Raw genomic sequence first — 20,762 nt, 5'->3', positions numbered from 1 at the left:
ACGTAAAAGGACGAAAGGATGCAAGTCGGATTGCTCAAACTCGCAGGTCTCAAGAATGAAGGTTGCGCCGGCAAGGTGGAGGCCGCCCTGGCGGCCCTCAAGGGCGTGGACGCCGCCCAGGTTTCCTTCGAAAACGCCAAGGCGTCGGTTCGTTTCGACGAAGCCCTGGTCTCGTTGCAGGGCCTGCACGCGGCGGTCGAGGATGCCGGTTACCGCATCGCCCAGCCCGCGCATGGCGAAGACGGCGCCTGCTGCGGCGGCTGCGGAGGGTAATGGCTTTTCCGTCGCGGAAGCGAAGACCGGCTGCCTGCGGCAGCCGTTTCTTTTTGGGCGAATAAAGCAAAAAGCCGGCTGTCTTTCGACAACCGGCTTTTCGAGGAATCTGGTGCCCAGGAGAGGTCTCGGTCACACAGGCGCGACCCCGGCCGGGCCTGCATGCCCGGCCCTTCTCGTCCTCGCGCAAGGTGCTCAAGCACCTTGCTTCCTGGGCGAATAAAGCAAAAAGCCGGCTGTCTTTCGACAACCGGCTTTTCGAGGAATTTGGTGCCCAGGAGAGGACTCGAACCTCCACACCTTGCGGCACATGGACCTGAACCATGCGCGTCTACCAATTCCGCCACCTGGGCATAACGTTGTATGCTTATGTCTGTGCCAAAAGCCTGCAACGTCTTGCTGCATGAGCAGCAAAGAAAAGGATTATAGGCATAATTTTTTAATAATGGAAGTGTCCTTTTGATCAAAAAATTCCAGAACAGTACCGAGGACCTGATTGAACCAACGGGTCGTTACGAATTGCCGCCTGATTTCGACCCCGATACCCCCTCTCGGGAGCGTATTCTGGCGGTGGTGCGGGATTCCTCGGAAGCCCAGGACATCCAAAGCCTGGCTCTCAAGCTGGGCCTTGCGCTGCCGGTTTCGGTGGGGTTCGAGCGGCGCGTGCGCGCCATGGAGCGCGACGGCCAGCTGCTGTTGGGGGCCGACGGCAAGATCCGCAAGAACACGCAGACCGGCTTCATCGCCGGCCGGGTGCTGGGTCACCGCGACGGCTTCGGCTTCCTGCAGCGCGACGACGGTCAGCCCGACCTGTTCCTGTCGCCCCGGGAAATGGCCAAGGTGTTGCATGGCGACCGCGTCCTGGTACGCATCGACGGCGAATACCGCGGCAAGCCCGACGCCTCCATCGTCGAGGTCACCGAGCGCCATACCAGCAAGCTGGTGGGGCGCTTCCTGCGCGAGCGCGGCGCCTTCATCGTGGTGCCCGAGGACCAGCGCATCAAGCACGACATCCTGATCCCGCCCGGCGAGCAGGGCGAGGCCGAGTCCGGCCAGGTCGTGACCGTACAGATCACGCAGCAGCCCGAGCGCCATCGTCAGCCGCTGGGCCGCGTGATCGAAGTGCTGGGGGAAATCGACGATCCCGGCATGGAAATCGAGATCGCCGTGCGCAAGTTCGAGGTGCCGGTGGATTTCTCCGAGGCCGCCCTCAAGCAGGCCGCCCGCATCCCGGCCAAGGTCAAGCCGGCCGAATACAAGGGTCGCGTGGACCTGCGCGACGTGCCGTTCATCACCATCGACGGCGAGGACGCGCGCGACTTCGACGACGCCGTGTATTGCGAGCAGGTGGACATAGGCACCGGCAAGCGCGGCCGCCTGGCCTGGCGCCTGCTGGTCGCCATTGCGGACGTCAGCCACTACGTGCGCTCGGGCGACGCCCTGGATGCCGACGCCCTGGAGCGCGGCACCAGCGTGTACTTCCCGCGCCGCGTGATCCCCATGCTGCCCGAGAGCCTGTCCAACGGCATCTGTTCGCTCAACCCGGCGGTGGACCGCCTGGTCATGGTGTGCGACATGGTGGTGCTGGCCGACGGGCCCAAGTCGGGCACGGTGTCGGCCTACCAGTTCTATGAGGCCGTCATCCATTCGCATGCGCGTACCACCTATACCGACATCTGGAGCGCGCTGCAGCAGCCCTCCGGGCCGGCCGCCCAGCAGATCCAGCACGTGCTCGAGCCCGTGCAGAATCTCTACGCCCTGTATCGCCTGCTGGCCGAGCGTCGCACGGCGCGCGGCGCCATCGACTTCGACACGGTCGAGACCAAGATCATCTGCAATCCGCTGGGCCGCATCGAGCGCATCGAACCGCTGGTGCGCAACGACGCGCACAAGCTCATCGAAGAATGCATGCTGGCGGCCAACACCTGCGCGGCGGATTTCATCGCCCGCAACCGCCGCAACGGCCTGTACCGGCTGCACGACGGCCCCACGCCGCCCAAGCTGGAAGCGCTGCGCGAGTACTTGCGCAGCCTGGGCCTCACGCTGGAAGGCGGCGACGAGCCCACATCGGCCGACTACGCCAAGGTGGTGGCCGCCGCGCGCGGACGGCCGGACTTCGCGGTGATCCAGACCATGTGCCTGCGTTCCATGCAGCAGGCCATCTACAGCCCGGAAAAGACCGGCCACTTCGGCCTGGCCTATCCGCTGTATGCACATTTCACTTCGCCCATCCGGCGCTATCCGGATCTGCTGGTGCATCGCGTCATCAAGTCCATCCTGAAGGAGGAGCGCTACGTGCCGGCCATCGAGGACGAGCCGGGCGATGCGGCCCTGCCGGCCAGCAAGCGCGACTTCGCCCGCTGGGAGCGGCTCGGCGCCTTGCTGTCGGCGCGCGAGCGCCGAGCCGACGAAGCCTCCAAGGATGTGGAAGCCTGGCTCAAGTGCTGGTTCGTCAAGGAGCATGTGGGCGAGGAGTATTCCGGCAAGGTCAGCGGCGTCACCAGCTTCGGCCTGTTCGTCACGCTGGATACCTTGTACGTGGAGGGGCTGGTGCACGTGTCCGAGCTGGGCGCCGATTATTTCCAGTACAACGAGACCTTGAACGAGCTGCGCGGCGAGCGCACCGGGATACGCTATCGTCTGACCGATCCGGTGCAGGTGCAGGTTGCGCGCGTGGACCTGGAAGCGCGCCGCATCGAGTTCCGTCTGGTCAAGGGCACGGGCTATAAGGCCTTGAAGGCGGCGGCCGCCGCGCCCGAGCAGCCCGAGCGCCACATCAAGAAGGCCGCGCCCGCCAAGCCGGAAGCCTTGAAGGGCACGACCGCTTCGCAGCGGCGCGCCACCCAGAAGCAGACTGCCCGCGACGAGAAGCGCGCCACCGAGAAAGCCGCCAAGGCCGCCAAGTCCACGCGCAGCCCCAGGGGCCGGCGCCGATAGGCGTACAATACAGGGCCGGACGCACATGTCCGGCCCTGTCTTTGCCCTCCGTTTCTTCAAGGATTGTTATGCCCCAGCAGGTTTTGGCCGGCTTTCATGCCGTAGTAGCCCGAGTTCGTCACGCCGCCTCGTCGGTGCGCGAGGTATACGTGGACGAGACCCGGCGCGACAAGCGCATGCTGTCCTTCATCGACCAGATCCAGCAGGCGGGGCTGAAAGTCATCCCTGTGCATGCGGAACGTCTGAACGGTCTTTCCAAGGGCACCCGCCACCAGGGCGTGGTGGCGTTGGCCGACGAGCAGGAACTGGCGGTGGACGTCAATGAACTGCTGGACGATCTGGAGGAGGCCGGACAGGTTCCTTTCCTGCTGATCCTGGACGGCGTCACGGATCCGCATAATCTGGGTGCCTGTCTGCGTACCGCCAATGCGGCCGGCGCGCACGCCGTGATCGCCCCGCGCGATCGCGCCGTCGGCCTGAACGCCACGGTCTCGCGCGTGGCCTGCGGCGGCGCGGAGTCCACGCCTTACATCACCGTGACCAATCTGGCGCGCACCATGCGCCAGTTGCGCGAACGCGACGTCTGGCTGGTGGGTACGGACGACCAGGCCACGCATTCGCTGCACCAGGTCGACGCGCGCCGACCCATGGCCTGGGTCATGGGGGCGGAGGGCGAGGGCATGCGCCGCCTGACCCGCGAAACCTGTGATGAACTGGTCTCCATCCCCATGATGGGCGCCGTGGAGAGCCTGAATGTCAGCGTGGCCAGCGCCGTGTGCCTGTACGAAACGCTGCGCCAGCGCAGCTCGGCTTAGGGCGGCCAGTTCGCTACATAACTTATTTGTATAAAAAACTCAGGCTGACCGTCTGCGCTTCGCAAGATAATAGATAGTCAGCCGCCACAAACGCGAAGCCAGGCTTCGCTTTCTTGTCGCCGGACCACCCCAAGACAAAAAAACCCCCTCTGGGGATAGGCACGGACACGTTGCAGCCCCCGCGGACTGTGGCGCGCCTGGCCGACCGGAGCGGCATACAGGCCGCGAGGCGGGCGGCAAGCAGGCATGGCCTGCACGGCGTGGGGGCATTGTTCATCTGGCGCACGCAAACTTAGGTTTTGAACACGATCATGGACGAAAACGGCTTTACCACTTCCACCCTGCATTCCGACCGCCGCCTGGGCACTCAGCACGGCGCCATCCACCAGCCGCTGCATCCGTCCACCGAATATGGTTTCAGCGACGCCCGCGAGCTAGCGGCCGTTTTCCAGGGCAAGGCCGGCTTTACCTATTCCCGCCAGGGCACGCCCACCACGGCGGCGCTGGAGGCCAAGGTCACGCGCATGGAGAAAGGCGTGGGCAGCGTCAGCTTCGCCACCGGCATGGCGGCCTTGACCGCGACCTTCTTCACCCTGCTGCGCCAGGGCGACCACCTGATCACCAGCAAGTACATCTTCGGCAACACCAACAGCCTGCTGGGCACGCTGCGCGAGCTGGGCGTGCAGATCACGCTGGTGGACGCCACCGACCTGGCACAGGTGCAGGCCGCCCGGCAGCCCAACACCCGCATGGTGTTCGTGGAGACCATCGCCAATCCGGGCACGCAGATCGCCGATCTGCAGGGCGTGGGCCAGTGGTGCGAAGAGCAGGGCCTGGTCTATGTGGTGGACGCCACGCTGTCCTCGCCCTACCTGCGCCCGTCGCGCGACTTCAAGGCCTCCCTGGTGGTCAACTCCCTGTCCAAGCACATCGGCGGCCATGGCAACGCCCTGGGCGGCATGGTCACGGACACGGGTCTGTTCGACTGGAGCGACTATCCCAATATTGCCGAGGTCTACCGCAACGGCAATCCGCGCTCCTGGGGGCTGACCCAGATCAAGAAAAAAGGCCTGCGCGACATGGGCGGCACCTTGTCCTCGGACGTGGCCCATCGCCTGGCCGTGGGTTCCGAGACCTTGCCTTTGCGCATGGAGCGCATCTGTGCCAACGCCCTGGCGCTGGCGCGCTTCCTGCAGGCGCACCCGCGCGTGCGCAAGGTGCAGTATCCCGGCCTGGAAGATCATCCCCAGCACGAGCGCGCCGCCGATTTGTTCGGCAATCGTTTCGGTGGGTTGATGAGCGTGGTGCTGGCCGAGGACGTGGAGGTGTTCGATTTTCTGAATCGCCTGAACGTGTTCATCCTGGCCACGCACCTGGGCGACAACCGCAGCCTGGTGCTGCCGGTGGCCCACACCATCTATTACGAGATGGGCGCCGAACAGCGCGCCATCATGGGCATTGCCGACAATCAGCTGCGCATTTCCGTCGGCATCGAGGATATCGCCGACCTGACCGGCGACTTTGATCAGGCGCTGGCCCGGTCCTGATCACAGGCCGGGCGGCACGCTTCAGGTGATGGCGCGCTGCACGGCTCCCAGCAGTTTCATGGCCTGGCGGATTTCGGCGCATTCCAGGCGGGCGTAGCCGAACAGCAGATGGCGGGGATCCGTCGCGTCGGACTCCCGGCTGGCCGCCTGGGCCAGCGGATAGAGCCGAATGCCGTGGCGCAGCGCCGCATTGGCCAGGATGTGGGCGCCGGGGCTGTGGTCTGGAAGACGGAAGGCCAGGTGCATGCCGGCATTCCGGCCGCTGACCGTTCCGGCATCGCCCCAGATGTCGGCCAGCCCTTGCAGCAGGGCGTCGCGCTGTTCCAGGTAGCGGCGCCGCAGGATCTGCAGATGGCGGGCGAAACTGTATTCGTCGAAGTAGCGCGCCAGCACGGCCTGGGCCAGCCAGGGCGAGCCATTGTTCAGCAGCGCCTTGCGCTCGATGAAGTCTTGCGCCAGCGCCGGCGGACAGACCATGTAGCCCAGCCTCAGGCCTGGCCCCAGCGTCTTGGAAAAGGAACCCAGGTAGATGATCTGCCGCGGGCTCATGGCCGCCAGCGGCGGAGGCAGGGCGGGGCCGTAGCAGAAGTCCCCGTCGTAATCGTCCTCGATGATGATGGCGCCCGTGCGCCCGGCCCACTCCAGCAGTTGCCGGCGCCGCTCCATGGACAGGGTGTGGCCCAGCGGGTATTGGTGGGACGGCGTGACGAACGCCAGGCGCACCGGCGCGTCGGGCAGGAGATCCGTGCGCAGGCCCTGTTCGTCCACGGGCACGGGACAGGCCTGCGCCCCGTGGCGGCGCAACAGGTTGTAGAAGCCGGTGTAACCGGGCGATTCGTGCACGGCGGCGCTGTTGTGATCCAGGAAGTGAGAGGCGATCAGGCTGAGCGCCTCCTGGCTGCCCGCCGTGACGATGACGTGTTCAGGATCGGCCTTGATCCCCTTGGTGGCGGCCAGGTAGTCGGCGATCTGCAGCCGCAGGCCCCACAGGCCTTCGGGCGGCGTGTAATCGGCCATGGCCGAGCCGGCATGGCGCAGCAACTGGTTGGACAGGTGGATGAACTGGCGCAGCGGAAAAGCATGCACGGACGGGCGGCCCACCTTGAAGTCGAACCGTATGGGCACGGGCGGCGGCGGGACGTGCACGCCGCTGGCCCTGGCCAGATTCACCGGATCCGTATGGACGGAGGCCGGCCCATCCTGCACGAAATCAGGATCCGCGCTCTTGGAAGGCCCGCGTCTATGCGCTGTGACGAAGAAGCCGCGGCTGGGCTCGCTGTGGATCAGGTTGGAGTCGATGAGCAGGTCGTACGCTCCCATGACGGTGTTCTTGGAGACCTGGAGCAGGGAGGCCATGCGGGTGATGGAGGGCAGGCGGTTGCCGTCCTGCAGGCGGCCGGAGCAGATGAGGGTTTCGATCTGGCGCGCGATCTGCCGCTTGTAGGGCGAGCCGTGCGCATGAGTCAGGGTGATGGGCAATGAGAACATGGCATGGAACGGGAAAATCGGAGGCTGTCTGCAATCGAGCCGTACCCGACGACTATAGGCCCGAGGCAGGCATTCGGGCCTTGCGCTGCATCAAGCAGTCATTCGTTCGTGATAAATATGTCCAGCCTGCCTCAAGACCGTTGAATACGGCCTGAGCGCCCAGGCAGCCTGCGGTTTGGACCCGAGGCCATCCGTAACCAGCGGCGATTCCGTATCTGTACCTTTTCAAGGAAAAATCACAATCGTTATAGTGCAGTCGGCCTTGCCGTTCTGCAGGGCGATTGTTGGAGGTACTAGGATGTACAGAAAGCTCTTGACTCTGGCGCTCCTGTCGGCCGCGGTCGGTTCGGCCCTGGCCGCAACGACCGAGGAGCAGGTTCGGGTCGATCATTTGTTTCAACAGAATTGCGCTGTTTGTCACGGCGCTGACCGGGGCGGCTATATCGCTCCCGCCCTGACCAGCGACAGGCTGGTGCAGAGCGAGATCGCCCTGCGGGGCACCATCATGACCGGCATACCGGACACTTTGATGCCGCCATTCGCCGGACGCCTGTCCGACGAGGACATCCGCGCGCTGGCGCACCTGATCAAGACGGAGCCGGCGGCGGATCTCAAATGGGGCATGGACGAAATCCGCGCCAGCGTCAAAGTGCTGGTGGACGAGGCCACGCTGCCCGCCAAGCCTGCCTATGCCATCGATTCGGTCTACGACCTGATGGTGGTCATGGCGCGCGGCCGCTACGGCCGCGGCGACGAAGGCAACAATGCCCGCACGGTGTTCCTGGACGGCAAGACCAACCAGGTGGTGGGCGAGATCGCCACGCCCAGCGCGCCGCACATCATGGACTTCAGCCCGGCCAGCGAACGCTGGGCCTGGCTCAAGAGCGATGACGGTCACGTCTACAAGATCGACCTCTACACGCTGCAGATCGTGCGCCAGGCCAAGGTCGGCCTGACGGGGCCGGGCATCGCCGTTTCCAAGGATGGAAAGTGGCTTGCCATCAGCTCCTTCGTGCCGCGCAGCGTCGCCATCCTGAAGGCCGACACGCTCGAACCGGTCAAGTACATGGACCTGGAGGGCGAGGATCCCGATGGCAAGTTCGTCAAGTCCGCGGGCGGGCCCGTCATCGGCAGCCGCATCAACAACAAGTTCGCCCTGACGCTGCGCCAGGCCGGACAGATCTGGATCATCGATCCGGACAAGCCCGGCATGCCGGTGACCAAGCTCAAGAAGGTGGGCCGCCTGCTGCACGATACCTTCCTGACGCCCGACGGCCGCTACTCCATGGTGGCGTCCTACGACGACAACAAGTTCGTTGCCATCGACCTGAAGGAAGACAAGGTGGTGCGCGACATACCGGCGGGCTGCCAGCCGCATGTAGGCTCGGGCTCGGTAACCGAGATCAATGGCCGCATGCTGGCGTTCGGCACCAATATGGGCACGTGCAAGAAAGGCTCCGTGGTCACGGTCTGGGACACCAAGGATTTCTCGGTGGTCAAGCAGATCCCGGTGGCCGGCGCCACCGAGTCGCCGGCCGCGCACCCGAATGCGCCGTACGTGGCGGTGGACATCGTGGACAAGGACAAGCGCGCCGCCTGGATCCAGCTCATCGACAAAAACACACTGGAAGTCGCCAAGACCCTGGACGTGGGCGGCCATTCCTTCTTCCCGAACTACAACCGTACGGGCGATTTCCTGTACGTCAGTTCCGGCTACTGGGGAGACCGCCTCAAGATCTACGACAGCCGCACGCTGGAACTGGTGGCCGAACACAAGATGGAAAGCCCCTCCGGGATATTCTCCCGGGCCCGTACGCGCTGGCTGACCATAGGCCAGCCTGAAACCCAGAAATTCTGATGAAGGGGAAACCATGAAATCGATGCTTGGAACCGCCATCGTGCTGTGCGGCCTTGGCCTGGGCCAGGCCTGGGCGACGGACGCGAAGCCCGAACTGGTCGGCAAGACGCCGCAGACCGATCTTTCCGTACAGGCGGGCTCGCTATTGCCCATGTGCGCTTCGTGCCATGGGGGCGATGGAATCAGCAGCGTGGGCCTGTACCCCAATCTTGCGGGGCAGAAGGCGGAATACCTGGTCAAGCAGTTGCATGCGTTCAAGACCCGCGAGCGCAACGACCCTGTCATGAGCTCGATGGCGGAGCCGCTCAGCGATGAAATCATCCGCGAGCTGGCAGAGTATTTCGCCGGCCTGAAGTAATTCTCGTACCGGCGCCGGGCCATCCCGGCGCCGCAAGGATAGTGTGAAATGAACCTGTTTCCTTTGTTCTTCGACCTGGCGGGCAAAGCGGTCACCGTAGTGGGCGGCGGCGTGGTGGCCGAACGCAAGGTCAGGCTGCTGCTGCGCTCGGGCGCCAACGTCACCGTGGTGGCGCCCGAGCAGACGCCCTGGCTGCGGGCAGGCGCCCAGGCGGGCGCTTTGCGCAGCGTATTCGCCTTGTTTGCGCCCGCCCACCTGGAAGGCAGTTGGCTGGCGATCGCCGCCACCGGTCGGCGCGACGCCAACCAGGCCGTGGCGAGGGCGGCCCATCAGTTGCGCATGCCGTGCAATGTTGTCGACGATGCGCAATTGTCTTCCGTCCAGGTGCCGGCCATCATCGATCGTTCGCCCCTCATGGTAGCCGTGTCGTCGGCCGGTTCGGCGCCCGTACTGGCGCGCCGAACCAGGGAGCGCATCGAAGGCGTGCTGGAGGAATCACTAGGCCTGCTTGCCAAGCTGGCCGCGCGCTACCGGCGCGATATCAAGCTGGCGTTTCCCGACGTGAACGCCCGGCGCCGCTTCTTCGACTGGCTGCTGGACAGCGAGGCGCAGGCGCTCCTTGCCGCCGGCAGGACAGACAAGGCCGCGGCCTTGCTGGAATCCGCCTTGCAGGTCCGCACGCAGCTCGGACAGGCGCAGGTCAGCATCGCCGCCATTGCGGATCTGCCGGCGGCCGATCTGTTGACCCTGCGTGCATTGCGCGCCTTGAACCAGGCGGATCGGGTCCTGTACTTGCCCCAGACCTTGCCGGAAATAATCGAGAAGGCCAGGCGCGACGCCGGCTTGCTGGCGCTGGACGAAGCCGGCGGGGTCCTGCAGGGGGAATTGCTGGATGCGCCGTTCTGGCAGGGCCTGTGCCGATCCTGGGCGCGGGGCGAGCGCATTGTCATCACATGGAAGTCCACTTGGGACACCCAGGCGCTGGCCGCGCTGTTGGCGCAACAGGGCGTACGTTGCACAGTGATCTGAGCCTCGCAAGCTGATTCTTCAGGTTTAAGCCAGATTTTCGTGGCGATTTGCAATGTCGTGGCTTCCCAGGCCTTCGTGCCGGGGAAGCATCTTGATGGGCGTCCGAAAGGCTTATTTCTTTTTCGTGCTGCTGCTGCTGCTGCTGCTGCTGCTGCTGCTGCTGCTGCTGCTGCTGCTGCTGCGCTCAGCCTGGCTCAGGCCGTGCCGGGCGCAGCAATCTCCTGTTCCGTAAGGTAGCAGCCGGGATCTTCCGCCCAGAGGTCGCCTGTTTTCTTCTGGGCGCGGGTGCGCGTGTTGCCATTGCAGATGGGCAGGTAGGCGCAGCGGGCGCAACGGCCTTTGACGGGGCGGGGGCGTTGGCGCAGCTGGGCCAGAAGCGGTTCGGACGTGTCTGCCCAGATGGCCGAGAATGGGCGCGACAGGACGTTGCCCAGCTTGTGGTGCCACCACATGGTGTCGGGGTGTACATTGCCGCGATTGTCGATGTTGGCCACATTGACGCCCGAAGCATTGCCGCCCCACTGGAGCAGCCTGGCCTGGATCCGGGCTGCCTGTTCGGGATAGTGGCGTCGCACCCAGTGCAGGAAGAATACGCCGTCGGCATCGTTGTTGCCGGAGGTGAATTCCTTGGGCTGACCGGCCTGCATGTAGGCCAGGCAGGCTTCGAAGACCTGCTCCATGGCTTGCCGGGTCATCTGGTGGTGGCTGTCCTGCCGATGGTGCCGCGCGCCCCGGCCGGCGTAGTTCAGGTGGGACAGATAAAAGCGGTCTATGCCCTCATCGCCCAGCAAGGCCAGCAGGCCGGGCAGATCGATGGCGTTTTCCTGCGTCAGGGTGAAGCGTATGCCGACTTTCAATTGCCGGTCGCGGCATAGCCTCAGCCCCTTCAGGGAGGCAGCATAGGCGCCGTCCTGGCCCCGGATGCGATCGTGGCGCGCTTGGAGTCCGTCCAGGGAAATGCCTACGTAATCGAAGCCGCTGTCCGCGATGGCGTCGATGTTGTCCTCCTTGATCAGGGTGCCGTTGGAGGACAGGCCCACGTACAGCCCCAGGCTGCGGGCGCGGCGGGCGATGTCAAAGACATCGGGACGCAGCAGGGGTTCGCCGCCGGACAGGATCAGGGCGCGCACTCCGAAGGCATGCAGGTCGTCCATGACGGAACAGATCTGGGCGAATGAGAGTTCGCCCGGGAAGTCCTTGTCCACGGAGGCGGAATAGCAGTGGCTGCAATGCAGGTTGCAGCGCCGGATCAGGTTCCAGATCACGACCGGGCCGGAACGCGGGGGCGCCGGGGGCGTGGGGTTCTGCAATTGGGCGATGAAACTGGAAATGCGAAACATGATCAGTCGCTCCGTAGGCGCAAGCCGGTTTTCTTCAGGATGGCGGTCGAGAAAAGAATCTCGCGCTCCCGCAGGGCGCCGGGCAATGCCGCGTGCAGCATTTCAGTGATGGCGTTTGCGCGGGCGCGCACGGCTCCGTGATCCGTGCCGTGCAGCATGGCGAAGAGGTTGTAGGGCCACAGCGGGCGGTGCCGGGGCCGGCGATAGCAGTGGCTGACGTCGGGCAATGCGCCCAGCAGTTGGCCGGCCTGGTCGACATGGCCGTCATCCACGTCCCATACGCACATGCCGTTGGCAACGAAACCCAGGGCGTAGTGGTTGGGCACTGCGCCGATGCGGCGTATCAGGCCTTGTTCAAGCATGGCCTGCAGCCGGGCCAGCACCTGGGCCTGGGGCACGCCAAGTTGCAGAGCCAGGGCTTCGTAGGGAGCCGGCACCATGGGCAAACCGGCCTGCGCGGCGCGTATCAGCGCTGCGTCGGCAGGGGCAAGACGGCGCGAAGTCATTGTCAAAGCTCCAGTTTCAAGTGCAGGAAATATTCGCGTTCCTTGGGAAAGGCCAGCACGGGCAGCCCGGTCTCCTGTTCGATGGCGCGCAGGCAGGACTGGATGCCGGCTATGGAGTCGGCGGCCAGCACGAACCACATGTTCAGCGCGTGGTCCCGCCTGTAGTTGTGGGCGACCTCCTCGTGCCGGTTGACGGCTTGCACGGCGGTTTCCCACTGGGCGTCGGGCACGGCCATGGCGGCCAGGCAGTATGCGCCGCCCGTGGCTTCGATCTGGAACAAGGGACCGAAGCGGGTCAGGACGCCGGCCTGGCGCAGGCGCGCGAGGCGGGCGATCAGTTTGGTTTCCGTCAGGTTCAGCGTGGGTGCAGCCTGGGCGAAAGGGCGAGGGCAGATCGGGAAGCCGCTTTGCAAGGCGTTGATCACGCGGCGGTCCGTATCGTCCAGTGTCAGGGGAGTGAAGGCAGAGTGCCTGGGCTGTTCAGTCATGATGGACCTGTGCGGGAGTCAACAGGGCTCCGCGTTGCTTGAAGCAGCGGGTCGAGAACAGCACGGCGTGGGGAAAGGCTTCCAGACCCAGGCGCCGGGACAGCCGCTCGTGCTGCTGAAGTACCTGTGCGCGGTCCTTGCCATGGATCATGCAGAACAGATTGTGGGTCCATTGGGGAGGGTGGGGGCGGCGCCGGTAGCACAGCGTCACGCCGGGCTCGCGTCCGAGCTGCGTTCCCACCGAATCCACGATGTCATCGGGTATGGTCCAGACGCACATGGCATTGGCCGTGTATCCCAGGGAGCGATGGCGCAGGACGACGCCGAAGCGGCGGAACAGGCCTTGTTCCAGCCAGGCGCCTAATTGATCCAGCACCTGTTTTTCCGTCATGGCCGCATGACGTGCCAGCTCCTGGTAGGGTTCCGGGTGCAGTTCCAGTCCGTGCTGCACGGCGTGCAGCAGGGCCTGTTGCGGGCTGCCTTCGGCCGGCAGAGGACAGCAGGGCGGCATGGCGGCAGCGGTTTTCCAAAAGGAAGGCGCCAGGTTGAATCCCAGGTCTATGTGGTAGGCCGACTGCATGGGCAGGGACAGGGGGTGCAGGCCTGTCTGGCCGGCCAGTTCATCCAGCCGGGCCTGCAACGCCTGCGGGTGGGGGCAAGCCATGACGAACCAGAGATTGACGGGGTGTTCGCGTTCGTAGTTGTGGTTGACTTCGGGCATGGCGCTGACTTGCGCCGCTACGTCCTCCAGACGCGAGGAAGGCACTTGCAGGCCGACCAGCGTGCTGCTCATGCAGGACGGGTTCAGCACGGGGCCGATCCGGCTGAGCAGCCCGCTCATGCGCCATTGCCGGAAATAGTCCAGCACGATTTGCTCGCTGAGCCCCACGCTCAGCCCCAGCTTGCGGAAAGGGCGGGAAATGAGCGGGAATCCGTGTTGCCAGGCATTGAGCAGTTGGAAGGCGGATGGGGACAGATCAGAAACCAATGCGATTGCTCCGATGGGTGAAGAAGATGCCGCTTGGCTGGGGGATGGTCAGAGAGCTGATGCGGGTCAGCGTGCGTGTGTCGTAGACGGCCACGGCGTCGTCGTCGCGGGCGGAAATCCATACGGCTTCCCCCCGGGGGGTGAACTCCATGTGCAGCACCGCCTTGCCGGGGGCCAGCGTCTGCGCGACCTGCAGCGTGTCCACATCTATGACCTGCACCAGGCCGTTGTCAGGAAAGGCGAAGTTGACCCAGACCCTTCGGCCGTCAGGCTGGGCCATGACGAAGACCGGCTGGCCCAGGACGGGGATGCGGCCTGTTTCGCGCCAGCTTGCGGTGTCCGCGACCAAGACTTCATGGCGGCCGATGGCGGGCAGGAACAACTGCCGGCCGGCAAGCGCCCAGCCGCGCAGGTGGGGCATCTTGTAGACCGGCAGAGCCTGTTTGCCGCGCCCGTAGCCCGACAGAATCCTGCGCACGCCGGCTTCGGGATGCCACAGGTCCAGCATGGCCAGGGCGTCCTCGCCGAACAGCCCGGCGATGTAATGGCGTCCGTCAGGGGTGACCATGGCGTCGTAGGGCTGGCGGCCCGCCTGGTAGCGTTGCGTGACCGGACGCAGCGGATCGGACAGGTCCGTGACCCAGATCTCGCCGGCCTCGAACAGGGCGTAGGCGAACCTCTGGCCGGGCAGGTCCGCCAGTCCGACCACTTTGGAGCGTTTGCCGGGCAGGTACTCGGCGGGTACCTCGCTGATGAAGTCCAGCGTATCCGCGTCGAAGACCTTGATGCCGCCCGGCTCGTAGTTCTGCACGACGATCAGCCTGCCATCCTGGGAGATAGCGCCTCCTATGGCGTTGCCTGACTGGATGAGGCGGCGCTCGATGCGTTGGCGCAGCAGGTCGACCTTGCTCAGGCCGCCGTCGCGGCCGAATACGTAGCCGTAGCGGCCGTCGCGGGAATAGGCGACGTGGGCGTGGGACAGATCGCCCAGCCCTTCGATGCGGGCCAGTCGACGGTGGTGGCTGGTTTCCACCACGGAAACGCTGCCTGTTCCGCGTTCGATGACGAGGCCCAGATCGTTCGTGCCTCTGGGCAGGGGAGTGCAGGCGTGCAGCAGAATGGCAAGAAGGAAGATGAGCGGTTTCATGGCTTGGAGGTCAAGGCGTTGCCGTCCAGCAGGAGCTGGGCCAGCCATCGGGCTTCGGCAGGTTCGAGAAAAGTGCGCCACGCCGGCATGGCAGTGCCGGGCCGGCCCTCCAGGATGGTGCGGGTCAGTTCTTGTGCCGAACGTCCGGCCAGCGCGGAGCGGGTCAGGGCGGGCCCCAGCCCGCCTTTCAGATGCAAACCATGGCAGGATCCGCAATCCTGGCGCAGCAGATGGATCAGGACGCGCTGGCGTTCGGGGGAGGGTTGGAGATCCTGCGCCGCGGACCGAAGGGGAAATGCCAGGACTGCGCCGAGAAGCAGGCTCGCGACGACGCGGCGCATGGTCATGCCTGCGGACATGGCTGGGACATGGAGCGGGCGTGCCGGGAGGGCTGACCGGCGGATGTGTAGTCGGGGTGAAGCCGCACGACGTCGCCGATGATGAGCAGGGCGGGCGGATGAAATTGCCCAATGGCCGCGGGTATCTGTTCCAGGGTGGTGAGGACCCAGCGCTGCCGGGACAGCGTGGCATCCTGGACCAGGGCGGCCGGCGTGCAGGCAGGCCGGCCGTGGTCGATCAGGGAGGAGGCGATGTGCGCGCTGTTTGCGATCGCCATGTAGAAGACCAGCGTACAGGATGGGTCGACCAGGGAGCGCCAGTCCAGTTGCAGGCCGTGGTTGTCGCGCAGGTGGCCCGTAACGAAGCGCACGCTGGTGGCAAGCCCCCGGTGGGTCAGCGGAATGCCGAGCGACGCCGCGCAACCGGTGGCCGCGGTAATGCCCGGCACGACCTCCGCGCGGATGTTGTGATGATTCAGGTAGAGCAGCTCTTCGCCTCCTCGGCCGAAGATGAACGGGTCGCCGCCCTTGAGCCGCACCACGCACGGGTGGGTGGCGGCCAGCGAGCGCAGCATGCCGTGGATGACATCCTGCATGAGGGAACTGCACCCCGCGATCTTGCCGACGTCATGGGTGATGGCGCGGGGGTTGATGCAGTCCAGGATGGCTTTGCCCACAAGCCGGTCGTAGACGACGGCATCAGCGTTCTGCAACAGCCGCAATGCCCGCAGGGTGAGAAGTTCGGGGTCGCCGGGGCCGGCGCCGACCAGATAGACTTTGCCGTTCAAGGCCGTGCTCCTTGGCAGCCCTGGGCTGCTGAATCAGAAAAACGGATGAAAAAATTGTAAGCGGCCATATCCATGAAACATGGGTATGGTTGGCGCTCGCGCCATGGGTGCGCGTATCCGTTTTGGCCATGGGGAGACGGCGGAACACTTCAGCAGTTGCGGGCAGCTTGAAGCTTAAGTGGCCTGATGACGGCCTGGGCAGCGGTCAAATAGCATATTTTCGGAATCGTGTTAAGGGCGGCGTCCAAAAAAGTGAAAAGACCGGCAAGAATTGTGAAAAGTGAGCAATGATGCGGGTTACAGGCGCTTTTTTGCTTGACACGCCTTTTAATCATAGGCTTAATACGCGGTAGCCATCCGGGCCGTCATGACGCCTGGTTGCAAAGGCAGTCGGCGGTGGTTAGGTCCCTGTCGCCTGCCCGGTTAATGTGGCAGTAACAGACCGGCTTCCGTTGGGGGCCGGTTAAAATAATTTTCAGGGGTATTTTCTCAATGAATAAAACCGAGCTTATCGAATTCATTTCCACCAAAGCCGATCTGTCCAAGGCTGACGCCGGTCGTGCACTGGATGCGTTTATCGATGCCGTGACCACCACGCTGAAAGAAAAAGATACGGTTACTCTGGTTGGTTTCGGCACTTTCGCCGTTTCCGAGCGTGCTGCCCGTTCGGGTCGTAACCCACGCACCGGCGAAACCATCGAGATCGAAGGCGCCAATGTGCCCAAGTTCCGTCCCGGCAAGGCTCTGAAAGACGCTGTGAATTAATCAAAAAATTACAGCGCAAGGCTTGCAAAAGAATCTGTATGCTCCTATAATTTTCTTTCTTCACAGGAAGAGTGGCATCACAGAAATGGGTGCTTAGCTCAGCTGGTAGAGCGGCGCCCTTACAAGGCGTAGGTCGGGGGTTCGAACCCCTCAGCACCCACCACTTCTTTTGTGATCCAAATCAAGCACTTAGCATAAGCTAGGTGCTTTTTTTATGCCTGCTTGTTCCCTTTGCGGGCCGCCTGAGCCATTTGAAATCGGCGTGCTGCCGGTCGTGAAATAACGTTGTACCGATACGCAAAAGACCAAGGTATACGACAAGAACTCTGAAATTCGAAGCCTGCCTCCAGGGCCGGCTGTTGCGCAACGCAAGGCCGGCCGCTGTTTGAAACCACGCTACTGGAGCGGTTTCTGGTGCGTTGGACCCCGCATGATTCTCTGGGTTTCAGCAGGGTCGGGAGATTTGTACGGCTTGCGTCCGCTGGAACGATATTCAGTCAGATCGCCTGTCCAAAGCTTGAAGCCCAGGCAGGACTGCCACTTGTCCTTCTGGTAAAGCCAATGCGTATGGCAGACTGAACAGCGATAAAGGCTTTGGGCGCCTTCTTCCCCGAAATCCTCCAGACGCGTGACCGGGTGCATATGCACATGCCCGGGCGTGTGAGGTTTGGATAGCGGTAATGTTTGGCACAGCGTACACATGGTGCCGTGGTCTAGCCTTCCCATACGACTCCTCCTGTCGGTGTGTTAATCAAGTACCCAACACGATGCTGCCAGAATTTTTTAAAACAAACAACAAAAAAATAAATAGTGTATTCAATATAAAATTATTTATTCTCAGCTAAGTTTGGATTTTTCACCTTATTGGTGAGTTTGAGCTTCAGCTTAATGCATGATTTTCAGCCTGAACATAAGCCTGTACGCTGGTTTTGGTTCTTAGGTAATTTTTCATATTTGATTTTTTATTTGACCAAAATCGAGCTTGTGTATCCTGTAATTCGGCAATCCCGTTTTCATTGGAATGGTTTTGTAGCAACTGGTTATTTTCTTTGCCTCGGAAGAGGTAGAGTTCACCTGTTGCAACGAACAGGAGATCGTCATGGCTAAAGATACTCGACCTGCGAAGCCCGATGCCTTCGAGCAGGAGCAGTCCGCACCGGTCGATCCGCCTTTTGTGGAACCGTGCGAGCCCCATACGCTGGACGGCTTCTTCGATCGCTTCGCCAAATGCGTCACGCGCTTTGCGGGTTCGCCCATCATGTTCGGCGTTGCGGTGCTTGCGGTTTTGATCTGGGCTTGCTCAGGTCCTTATTTCAAGTTTTCCGAAACCTGGCAATTGATCATCAATACGGGAACGACCATCGTTACGTTTTTGATGGTATTCTTGATTCAGCAGAATCAGAATAAAGACAGCAAGGCCATTCACGTCAAGCTTGATGAGCTGATTATTTCTTTGACGAATGCCAATGAGCGATTGATTGATGTGGAAGAGCTTGACGAAAAACAATTGCAAAGCCTGGAAGAATATTATTCCGCCGTTGCGCTGAATGCGCGCCGCAAGCGAGAAAGAAAATCCTGAAAAAAGAAGGGCCGCCAGGGCCCTTTTTCTTTTACAGCAGCTTGTCGCGCTGCTGTTCCGCCCGGGCTGCGCCGATGGCGGTTTCGACCTGCTTCTGTTCTTCGGGCGGGGGCAGAACGGCTGGGTAGCCCAGGGATTCTATCCACAGTTCACGCGACCAGCCTTGGGTGTGGTAGAGGTGGTGGCCCTCGTCAGGCGCCACCGCGTCGTAGGCCTGTTTCAGGATGCCGGCCAGGTCCTTGTCTTTGGTCTTGCCAGCCGCCACGCCGATAAGATCCCAGTTCATGTGGTCTTTGGTTTCGGCCAGGACCACGCATTCGGCGGCAACCAGTTGCGCTGCCTGAGGATCTCCGGCCTGGGCCGCCATTTCCATGGCCTTGACCAGCGAATTCGCGATGTGGGAGAGTACCTTGCGGCCTGGCGTCTGAGCGGCGGGATCCAGTTTCAACTGTTCGAGCACCGAGGTCAGCACGCGTTGATGGGTCTGGGTTTCTTCCAGGTAGCCCTCCCACTCCTCGCGCAGGTCGTCGTTGACCGCACAGTCGATGGCCGCCTTGTAGATCAGTTCGCCCCCCAGTTCAGTTTCCAGGGCTTGATAGAGTAGTTCCTGCAACTGCTGGGCATTGTCTTGTGCTTTCGCCATGACGCCTCCTGATTCGTTGTGAAAAGAAGAGGCTTCACCCTAGCGCGACTCTTGCGTGCGAGTCTGGCGCTTTGCAAACGGGTGCAACGAAGTGTTGGAAGTGCAACAGATCGAGTTTGAGCGTCCTGTGACACCGGTTCTCCGGTTCGGGCGATGTGTTTGGAAATACACGGTTTTTTGAGAGGTCGAGCGCTCATCGCCGGCAATTCGCCCGGGCGACGCCGACGCACGTGCAGCCAGTGTGTTTTGGCTACCGATTGACGCGTTTTGTGCGATTTGGCACACCCGCGCCGGCCTTAAGATGGGACTCATTCATCGCACTTGTCCAGGGGGCGCGCCATGCTCGATTGGGAAACCTATCGCCAGCAGCTTGCTGGCCGTATCAAGGAATTCGGCACCTTGAGTCCGGACGCGGTAAAAGGCTATGCCAGCCTGTCCAGGGCGGGGTCGGGACAGGGGCATCTGGATGCCAAGACGCGCCAGTTGATCGCCATGGCCGTAGCCGTCACCACGCGCTGTGACGGCTGTATCGCGGTGCATGCCAAGGAGGCCGTCAAGGCGGGCGCCAGCCGGCAGGAGCTGGCCGATGCGCTGAGCGTAGCCGTCGCCCTGAATGCCGGGGCCGCCATGGTCTACAGCGCGCGCGCCGTGGATGCGTTCGAAGGCCTGCTGCCCGACCAGGACGCACCGGCCGGTGGCTGAACGCATTTCGTCCTGGGCCGCGCGCACTGTAGTGAGCGCGCGCTATATCTAATCAAGGAATCGGTATTTCGTCGCCCGAAAGCCGCTTGCTAGACTCGTTTCCACTGTCTCAACATAGTTTTACTGGGGATTGGAAGCGATGTCGGTATTACAAAAAATGAAGATGTTTCGCAGCGCGGCGTTGCTGACGATGGTCGTGGCGGCGGCGTCCGCCGTGGCTGCCGAGGTCAGCATCCTGAATGTGTCCTATGATCCGACGCGCGAGCTGTATGTTGAATTCAACAAGGCGTTCCAGGAACACTACAAGAAAGAAACGGGCGATACCGTCACCATCCGCACTTCGCACGGCGGTTCCAGCAAGCAGGCGCGCACCGTCATCGACGGCGCGCCCGCCGACGTGGTGACCTTGGGCATTTCTTCAGACATCGACCAGATCGCCCAATCGGGCCTGATCGACACCCATTGGCAAAGCCGCCTGGCCGACAACAGCACGCCGTACACCTCCACCATCGTGCTGCTGGTGCGCAAGGGCAATCCCAAGGGCATCAAGGACTGGGACGACCTGATCAAGCCCGGCATCAATGTGGTCACGCCCAATCCCAAGACCTCGGCCGGCGCGCGCTGGAACTACCTGGCAGCCTGGCTCTACGCCCTGAAGCAGCCGGGCGGCGATGAGTCCAAGGCGCGCGAGTTCGTGCAGGCCTTGTACAAGAACGTGGGCGTGCTCGATTCGGGCGCACGCGGCTCCACCACCACTTTCGTGGAACGCGGCATCGGCGACGTGCTGATCGCCTGGGAAAACGAGGCCTTGCTGTCGGTCAAGGACCTGGGTCCGGACAAGTTCGACATTGTGGTGCCTTCCAGCAGCATCCTGGCCGAGCCGCCCGTGGCTGTGGTGGACAAGAACGCTGCCAAGCACGGCACGGAGAAGGTGGCCAAGGCCTATCTGGATTATCTCTACAGTCCCGAAGGCCAGGAGATCGCTGCCAAGCATTTCTATCGCCCGCGTCTGGAGTCGGTGGCCGCCAAGTATCGCGACCAGTATCCGCAGCTCAAGCTCTACACCGTGGACCAGGAGCTGGGCGGCTGGACCAAGGTGCAGGCCGAGCATTTCGCCGACGGCGGCGTGTTCGACAGCATCTACCTGAAGAAATAAATCCGGTACCGGCAAGG

General features: G+C 63.0%; 21 protein-coding genes and 2 tRNA genes. 13 read left to right on the top strand and 10 right to left on the bottom strand.

Annotated elements, in window-relative coordinates; translation table 11 throughout:
• Positions 1 to 18 precede the first annotated feature (18 nt).
• Positions 19 to 273, top strand: a complete 255-nt coding sequence (locus ACF3ND_RS10605) for a heavy-metal-associated domain-containing protein (protein ID WP_394060221.1) — start codon at positions 19 to 21, stop codon at positions 271 to 273.
• A gap of 268 nt (positions 274 to 541) precedes the next feature.
• On the opposite strand, the gene ACF3ND_RS10600 is transcribed toward ACF3ND_RS10605, so the two are convergent.
• A tRNA-Leu gene (locus ACF3ND_RS10600) sits at positions 542 to 626 on the bottom strand.
• Between the two features lie 106 nt (positions 627 to 732).
• Here ACF3ND_RS10600 and rnr point away from each other — a divergent pair.
• The 3 genes from rnr to ACF3ND_RS10585 all read left to right on the top strand — a co-directional run bounded on the left by rnr (position 733) and on the right by ACF3ND_RS10585 (position 5,572).
• Complete coding sequence (rnr, locus tag ACF3ND_RS10595) at positions 733 to 3,210, top strand: ribonuclease R (RefSeq protein ID WP_394060219.1); 2,478 nt, start codon at positions 733 to 735, stop codon at positions 3,208 to 3,210.
• 68 nt (positions 3,211 to 3,278) lie between these two features.
• Positions 3,279 to 4,025, top strand: a complete 747-nt coding sequence (gene rlmB, locus ACF3ND_RS10590; protein ID WP_394060217.1) for a 23S rRNA (guanosine(2251)-2'-O)-methyltransferase RlmB — start codon at positions 3,279 to 3,281, stop codon at positions 4,023 to 4,025.
• A gap of 311 nt (positions 4,026 to 4,336) precedes the next feature.
• Entirely contained in the window at positions 4,337 to 5,572 is a 1,236-nt protein-coding gene (locus ACF3ND_RS10585) for a cystathionine gamma-synthase family protein (protein WP_394065821.1), read from the top strand.
• 21 nt (positions 5,573 to 5,593) lie between these two features.
• On the opposite strand, the gene ACF3ND_RS10580 is transcribed toward ACF3ND_RS10585, so the two are convergent.
• On the bottom strand, positions 5,594 to 7,060 hold the full coding sequence (locus ACF3ND_RS10580) for a PLP-dependent aminotransferase family protein (RefSeq protein WP_394060215.1): 1,467 nt from the start codon (positions 7,058 to 7,060) through the stop codon (positions 5,594 to 5,596).
• Between the two features lie 298 nt (positions 7,061 to 7,358).
• Here ACF3ND_RS10580 and ACF3ND_RS10575 point away from each other — a divergent pair, with 298 nt between their 5' ends.
• The 4 genes from ACF3ND_RS10575 to ACF3ND_RS10560 all read left to right on the top strand — a co-directional run bounded on the left by ACF3ND_RS10575 (position 7,359) and on the right by ACF3ND_RS10560 (position 10,537).
• Positions 7,359 to 8,918: a cytochrome D1 domain-containing protein gene (locus tag ACF3ND_RS10575; RefSeq protein WP_394060213.1), complete on the top strand. Its 1,560-nt coding sequence runs from the start codon at positions 7,359 to 7,361 to the stop codon at positions 8,916 to 8,918.
• Between the two features lie 13 nt (positions 8,919 to 8,931).
• Positions 8,932 to 9,276, top strand: a complete 345-nt coding sequence (locus ACF3ND_RS10570) for a c-type cytochrome (protein WP_394060211.1) — start codon at positions 8,932 to 8,934, stop codon at positions 9,274 to 9,276.
• Between the two features lie 48 nt (positions 9,277 to 9,324).
• Complete coding sequence (locus ACF3ND_RS10565; RefSeq protein WP_394060209.1) at positions 9,325 to 10,305, top strand: bifunctional precorrin-2 dehydrogenase/sirohydrochlorin ferrochelatase; 981 nt, start codon at positions 9,325 to 9,327, stop codon at positions 10,303 to 10,305.
• A gap of 94 nt (positions 10,306 to 10,399) precedes the next feature.
• A complete protein-coding gene (locus ACF3ND_RS10560) occupies positions 10,400 to 10,537 on the top strand; it encodes a hypothetical protein (protein WP_394060207.1) in 138 nt (45 codons plus the stop codon).
• On the opposite strand, the gene nirJ is transcribed toward ACF3ND_RS10560, so the two are convergent.
• The 7 genes from nirJ to cobA are packed head-to-tail and all read right to left on the bottom strand — an operon-like array spanning position 10,500 to position 15,900.
• Complete coding sequence (gene nirJ / locus ACF3ND_RS10555) at positions 10,500 to 11,645, bottom strand: heme d1 biosynthesis radical SAM protein NirJ (RefSeq protein ID WP_394060205.1); 1,146 nt, start codon at positions 11,643 to 11,645, stop codon at positions 10,500 to 10,502. The genes ACF3ND_RS10560 and nirJ overlap by 38 nt on opposite strands.
• A gap of 2 nt (positions 11,646 to 11,647) precedes the next feature.
• Entirely contained in the window at positions 11,648 to 12,151 is a 504-nt protein-coding gene (locus ACF3ND_RS10550) for an Lrp/AsnC family transcriptional regulator (protein WP_394060203.1), read from the bottom strand.
• A 2-nt stretch (positions 12,152 to 12,153) separates the two neighbouring features.
• On the bottom strand, positions 12,154 to 12,639 hold the full coding sequence (locus ACF3ND_RS10545) for an Lrp/AsnC family transcriptional regulator (protein ID WP_394060201.1): 486 nt from the start codon (positions 12,637 to 12,639) through the stop codon (positions 12,154 to 12,156).
• Complete coding sequence (locus ACF3ND_RS10540) at positions 12,632 to 13,627, bottom strand: Lrp/AsnC family transcriptional regulator (protein ID WP_394060199.1); 996 nt, start codon at positions 13,625 to 13,627, stop codon at positions 12,632 to 12,634. The genes ACF3ND_RS10545 and ACF3ND_RS10540 overlap by 8 nt, the downstream gene beginning before the upstream one ends.
• Positions 13,617 to 14,774, bottom strand: coding sequence for a cytochrome D1 domain-containing protein (locus ACF3ND_RS10535; protein WP_394060197.1), 1,158 nt, complete (start codon positions 14,772 to 14,774; stop codon positions 13,617 to 13,619). Before ACF3ND_RS10535 ends, ACF3ND_RS10540 begins: the two co-directional genes overlap by 11 nt.
• Positions 14,771 to 15,115, bottom strand: coding sequence for a c-type cytochrome (locus ACF3ND_RS10530; protein ID WP_394060195.1), 345 nt, complete (start codon positions 15,113 to 15,115; stop codon positions 14,771 to 14,773). The genes ACF3ND_RS10535 and ACF3ND_RS10530 overlap by 4 nt, the downstream gene beginning before the upstream one ends.
• A 2-nt stretch (positions 15,116 to 15,117) precedes the next feature.
• Positions 15,118 to 15,900, bottom strand: a complete 783-nt coding sequence (cobA, locus tag ACF3ND_RS10525; protein ID WP_394060193.1) for a uroporphyrinogen-III C-methyltransferase — start codon at positions 15,898 to 15,900, stop codon at positions 15,118 to 15,120.
• Between the two features lie 492 nt (positions 15,901 to 16,392).
• On the opposite strand from cobA, the gene ACF3ND_RS10520 reads away from it, so the two are divergent.
• From ACF3ND_RS10520 to ACF3ND_RS10510, 3 genes are all read left to right on the top strand, one after another.
• Entirely contained in the window at positions 16,393 to 16,665 is a 273-nt protein-coding gene (locus ACF3ND_RS10520) for an HU family DNA-binding protein (protein WP_003799450.1), read from the top strand.
• 87 nt (positions 16,666 to 16,752) lie between these two features.
• Positions 16,753 to 16,828: transfer RNA gene (locus ACF3ND_RS10515), tRNA-Val, on the top strand.
• A 936-nt stretch (positions 16,829 to 17,764) separates the two neighbouring features.
• Entirely contained in the window at positions 17,765 to 18,244 is a 480-nt protein-coding gene (locus ACF3ND_RS10510; protein ID WP_394060190.1) for a low affinity iron permease family protein, read from the top strand.
• Between the two features lie 31 nt (positions 18,245 to 18,275).
• On the opposite strand, the gene ACF3ND_RS10505 is transcribed toward ACF3ND_RS10510, so the two are convergent.
• Positions 18,276 to 18,887, bottom strand: a complete 612-nt coding sequence (locus ACF3ND_RS10505; protein ID WP_394060188.1) for a hypothetical protein — start codon at positions 18,885 to 18,887, stop codon at positions 18,276 to 18,278.
• Between the two features lie 339 nt (positions 18,888 to 19,226).
• Here ACF3ND_RS10505 and ACF3ND_RS10500 point away from each other — a divergent pair, with 339 nt between their 5' ends.
• Positions 19,227 to 19,589 carry a carboxymuconolactone decarboxylase family protein gene (locus ACF3ND_RS10500; RefSeq protein ID WP_394060186.1) on the top strand — a complete coding sequence of 121 codons (363 nt, stop codon included), beginning with the start codon at positions 19,227 to 19,229 and terminating at the stop codon, positions 19,587 to 19,589.
• Positions 19,590 to 19,746: 157 nt separating this feature from the next.
• On the top strand, positions 19,747 to 20,745 hold the full coding sequence (locus tag ACF3ND_RS10495; protein WP_394060184.1) for a sulfate ABC transporter substrate-binding protein: 999 nt from the start codon (positions 19,747 to 19,749) through the stop codon (positions 20,743 to 20,745).
• Positions 20,746 to 20,762 lie beyond the last annotated feature (17 nt).

Origin of the sequence: Alcaligenes sp. WGS1538 (genome assembly GCF_043187505.1) — a bacterium.
GTDB lineage: Bacteria > Pseudomonadota > Gammaproteobacteria > Burkholderiales > Burkholderiaceae_B > Alcaligenes.
This window is presented reverse-complemented; position numbering and strand designations above follow the sequence as displayed.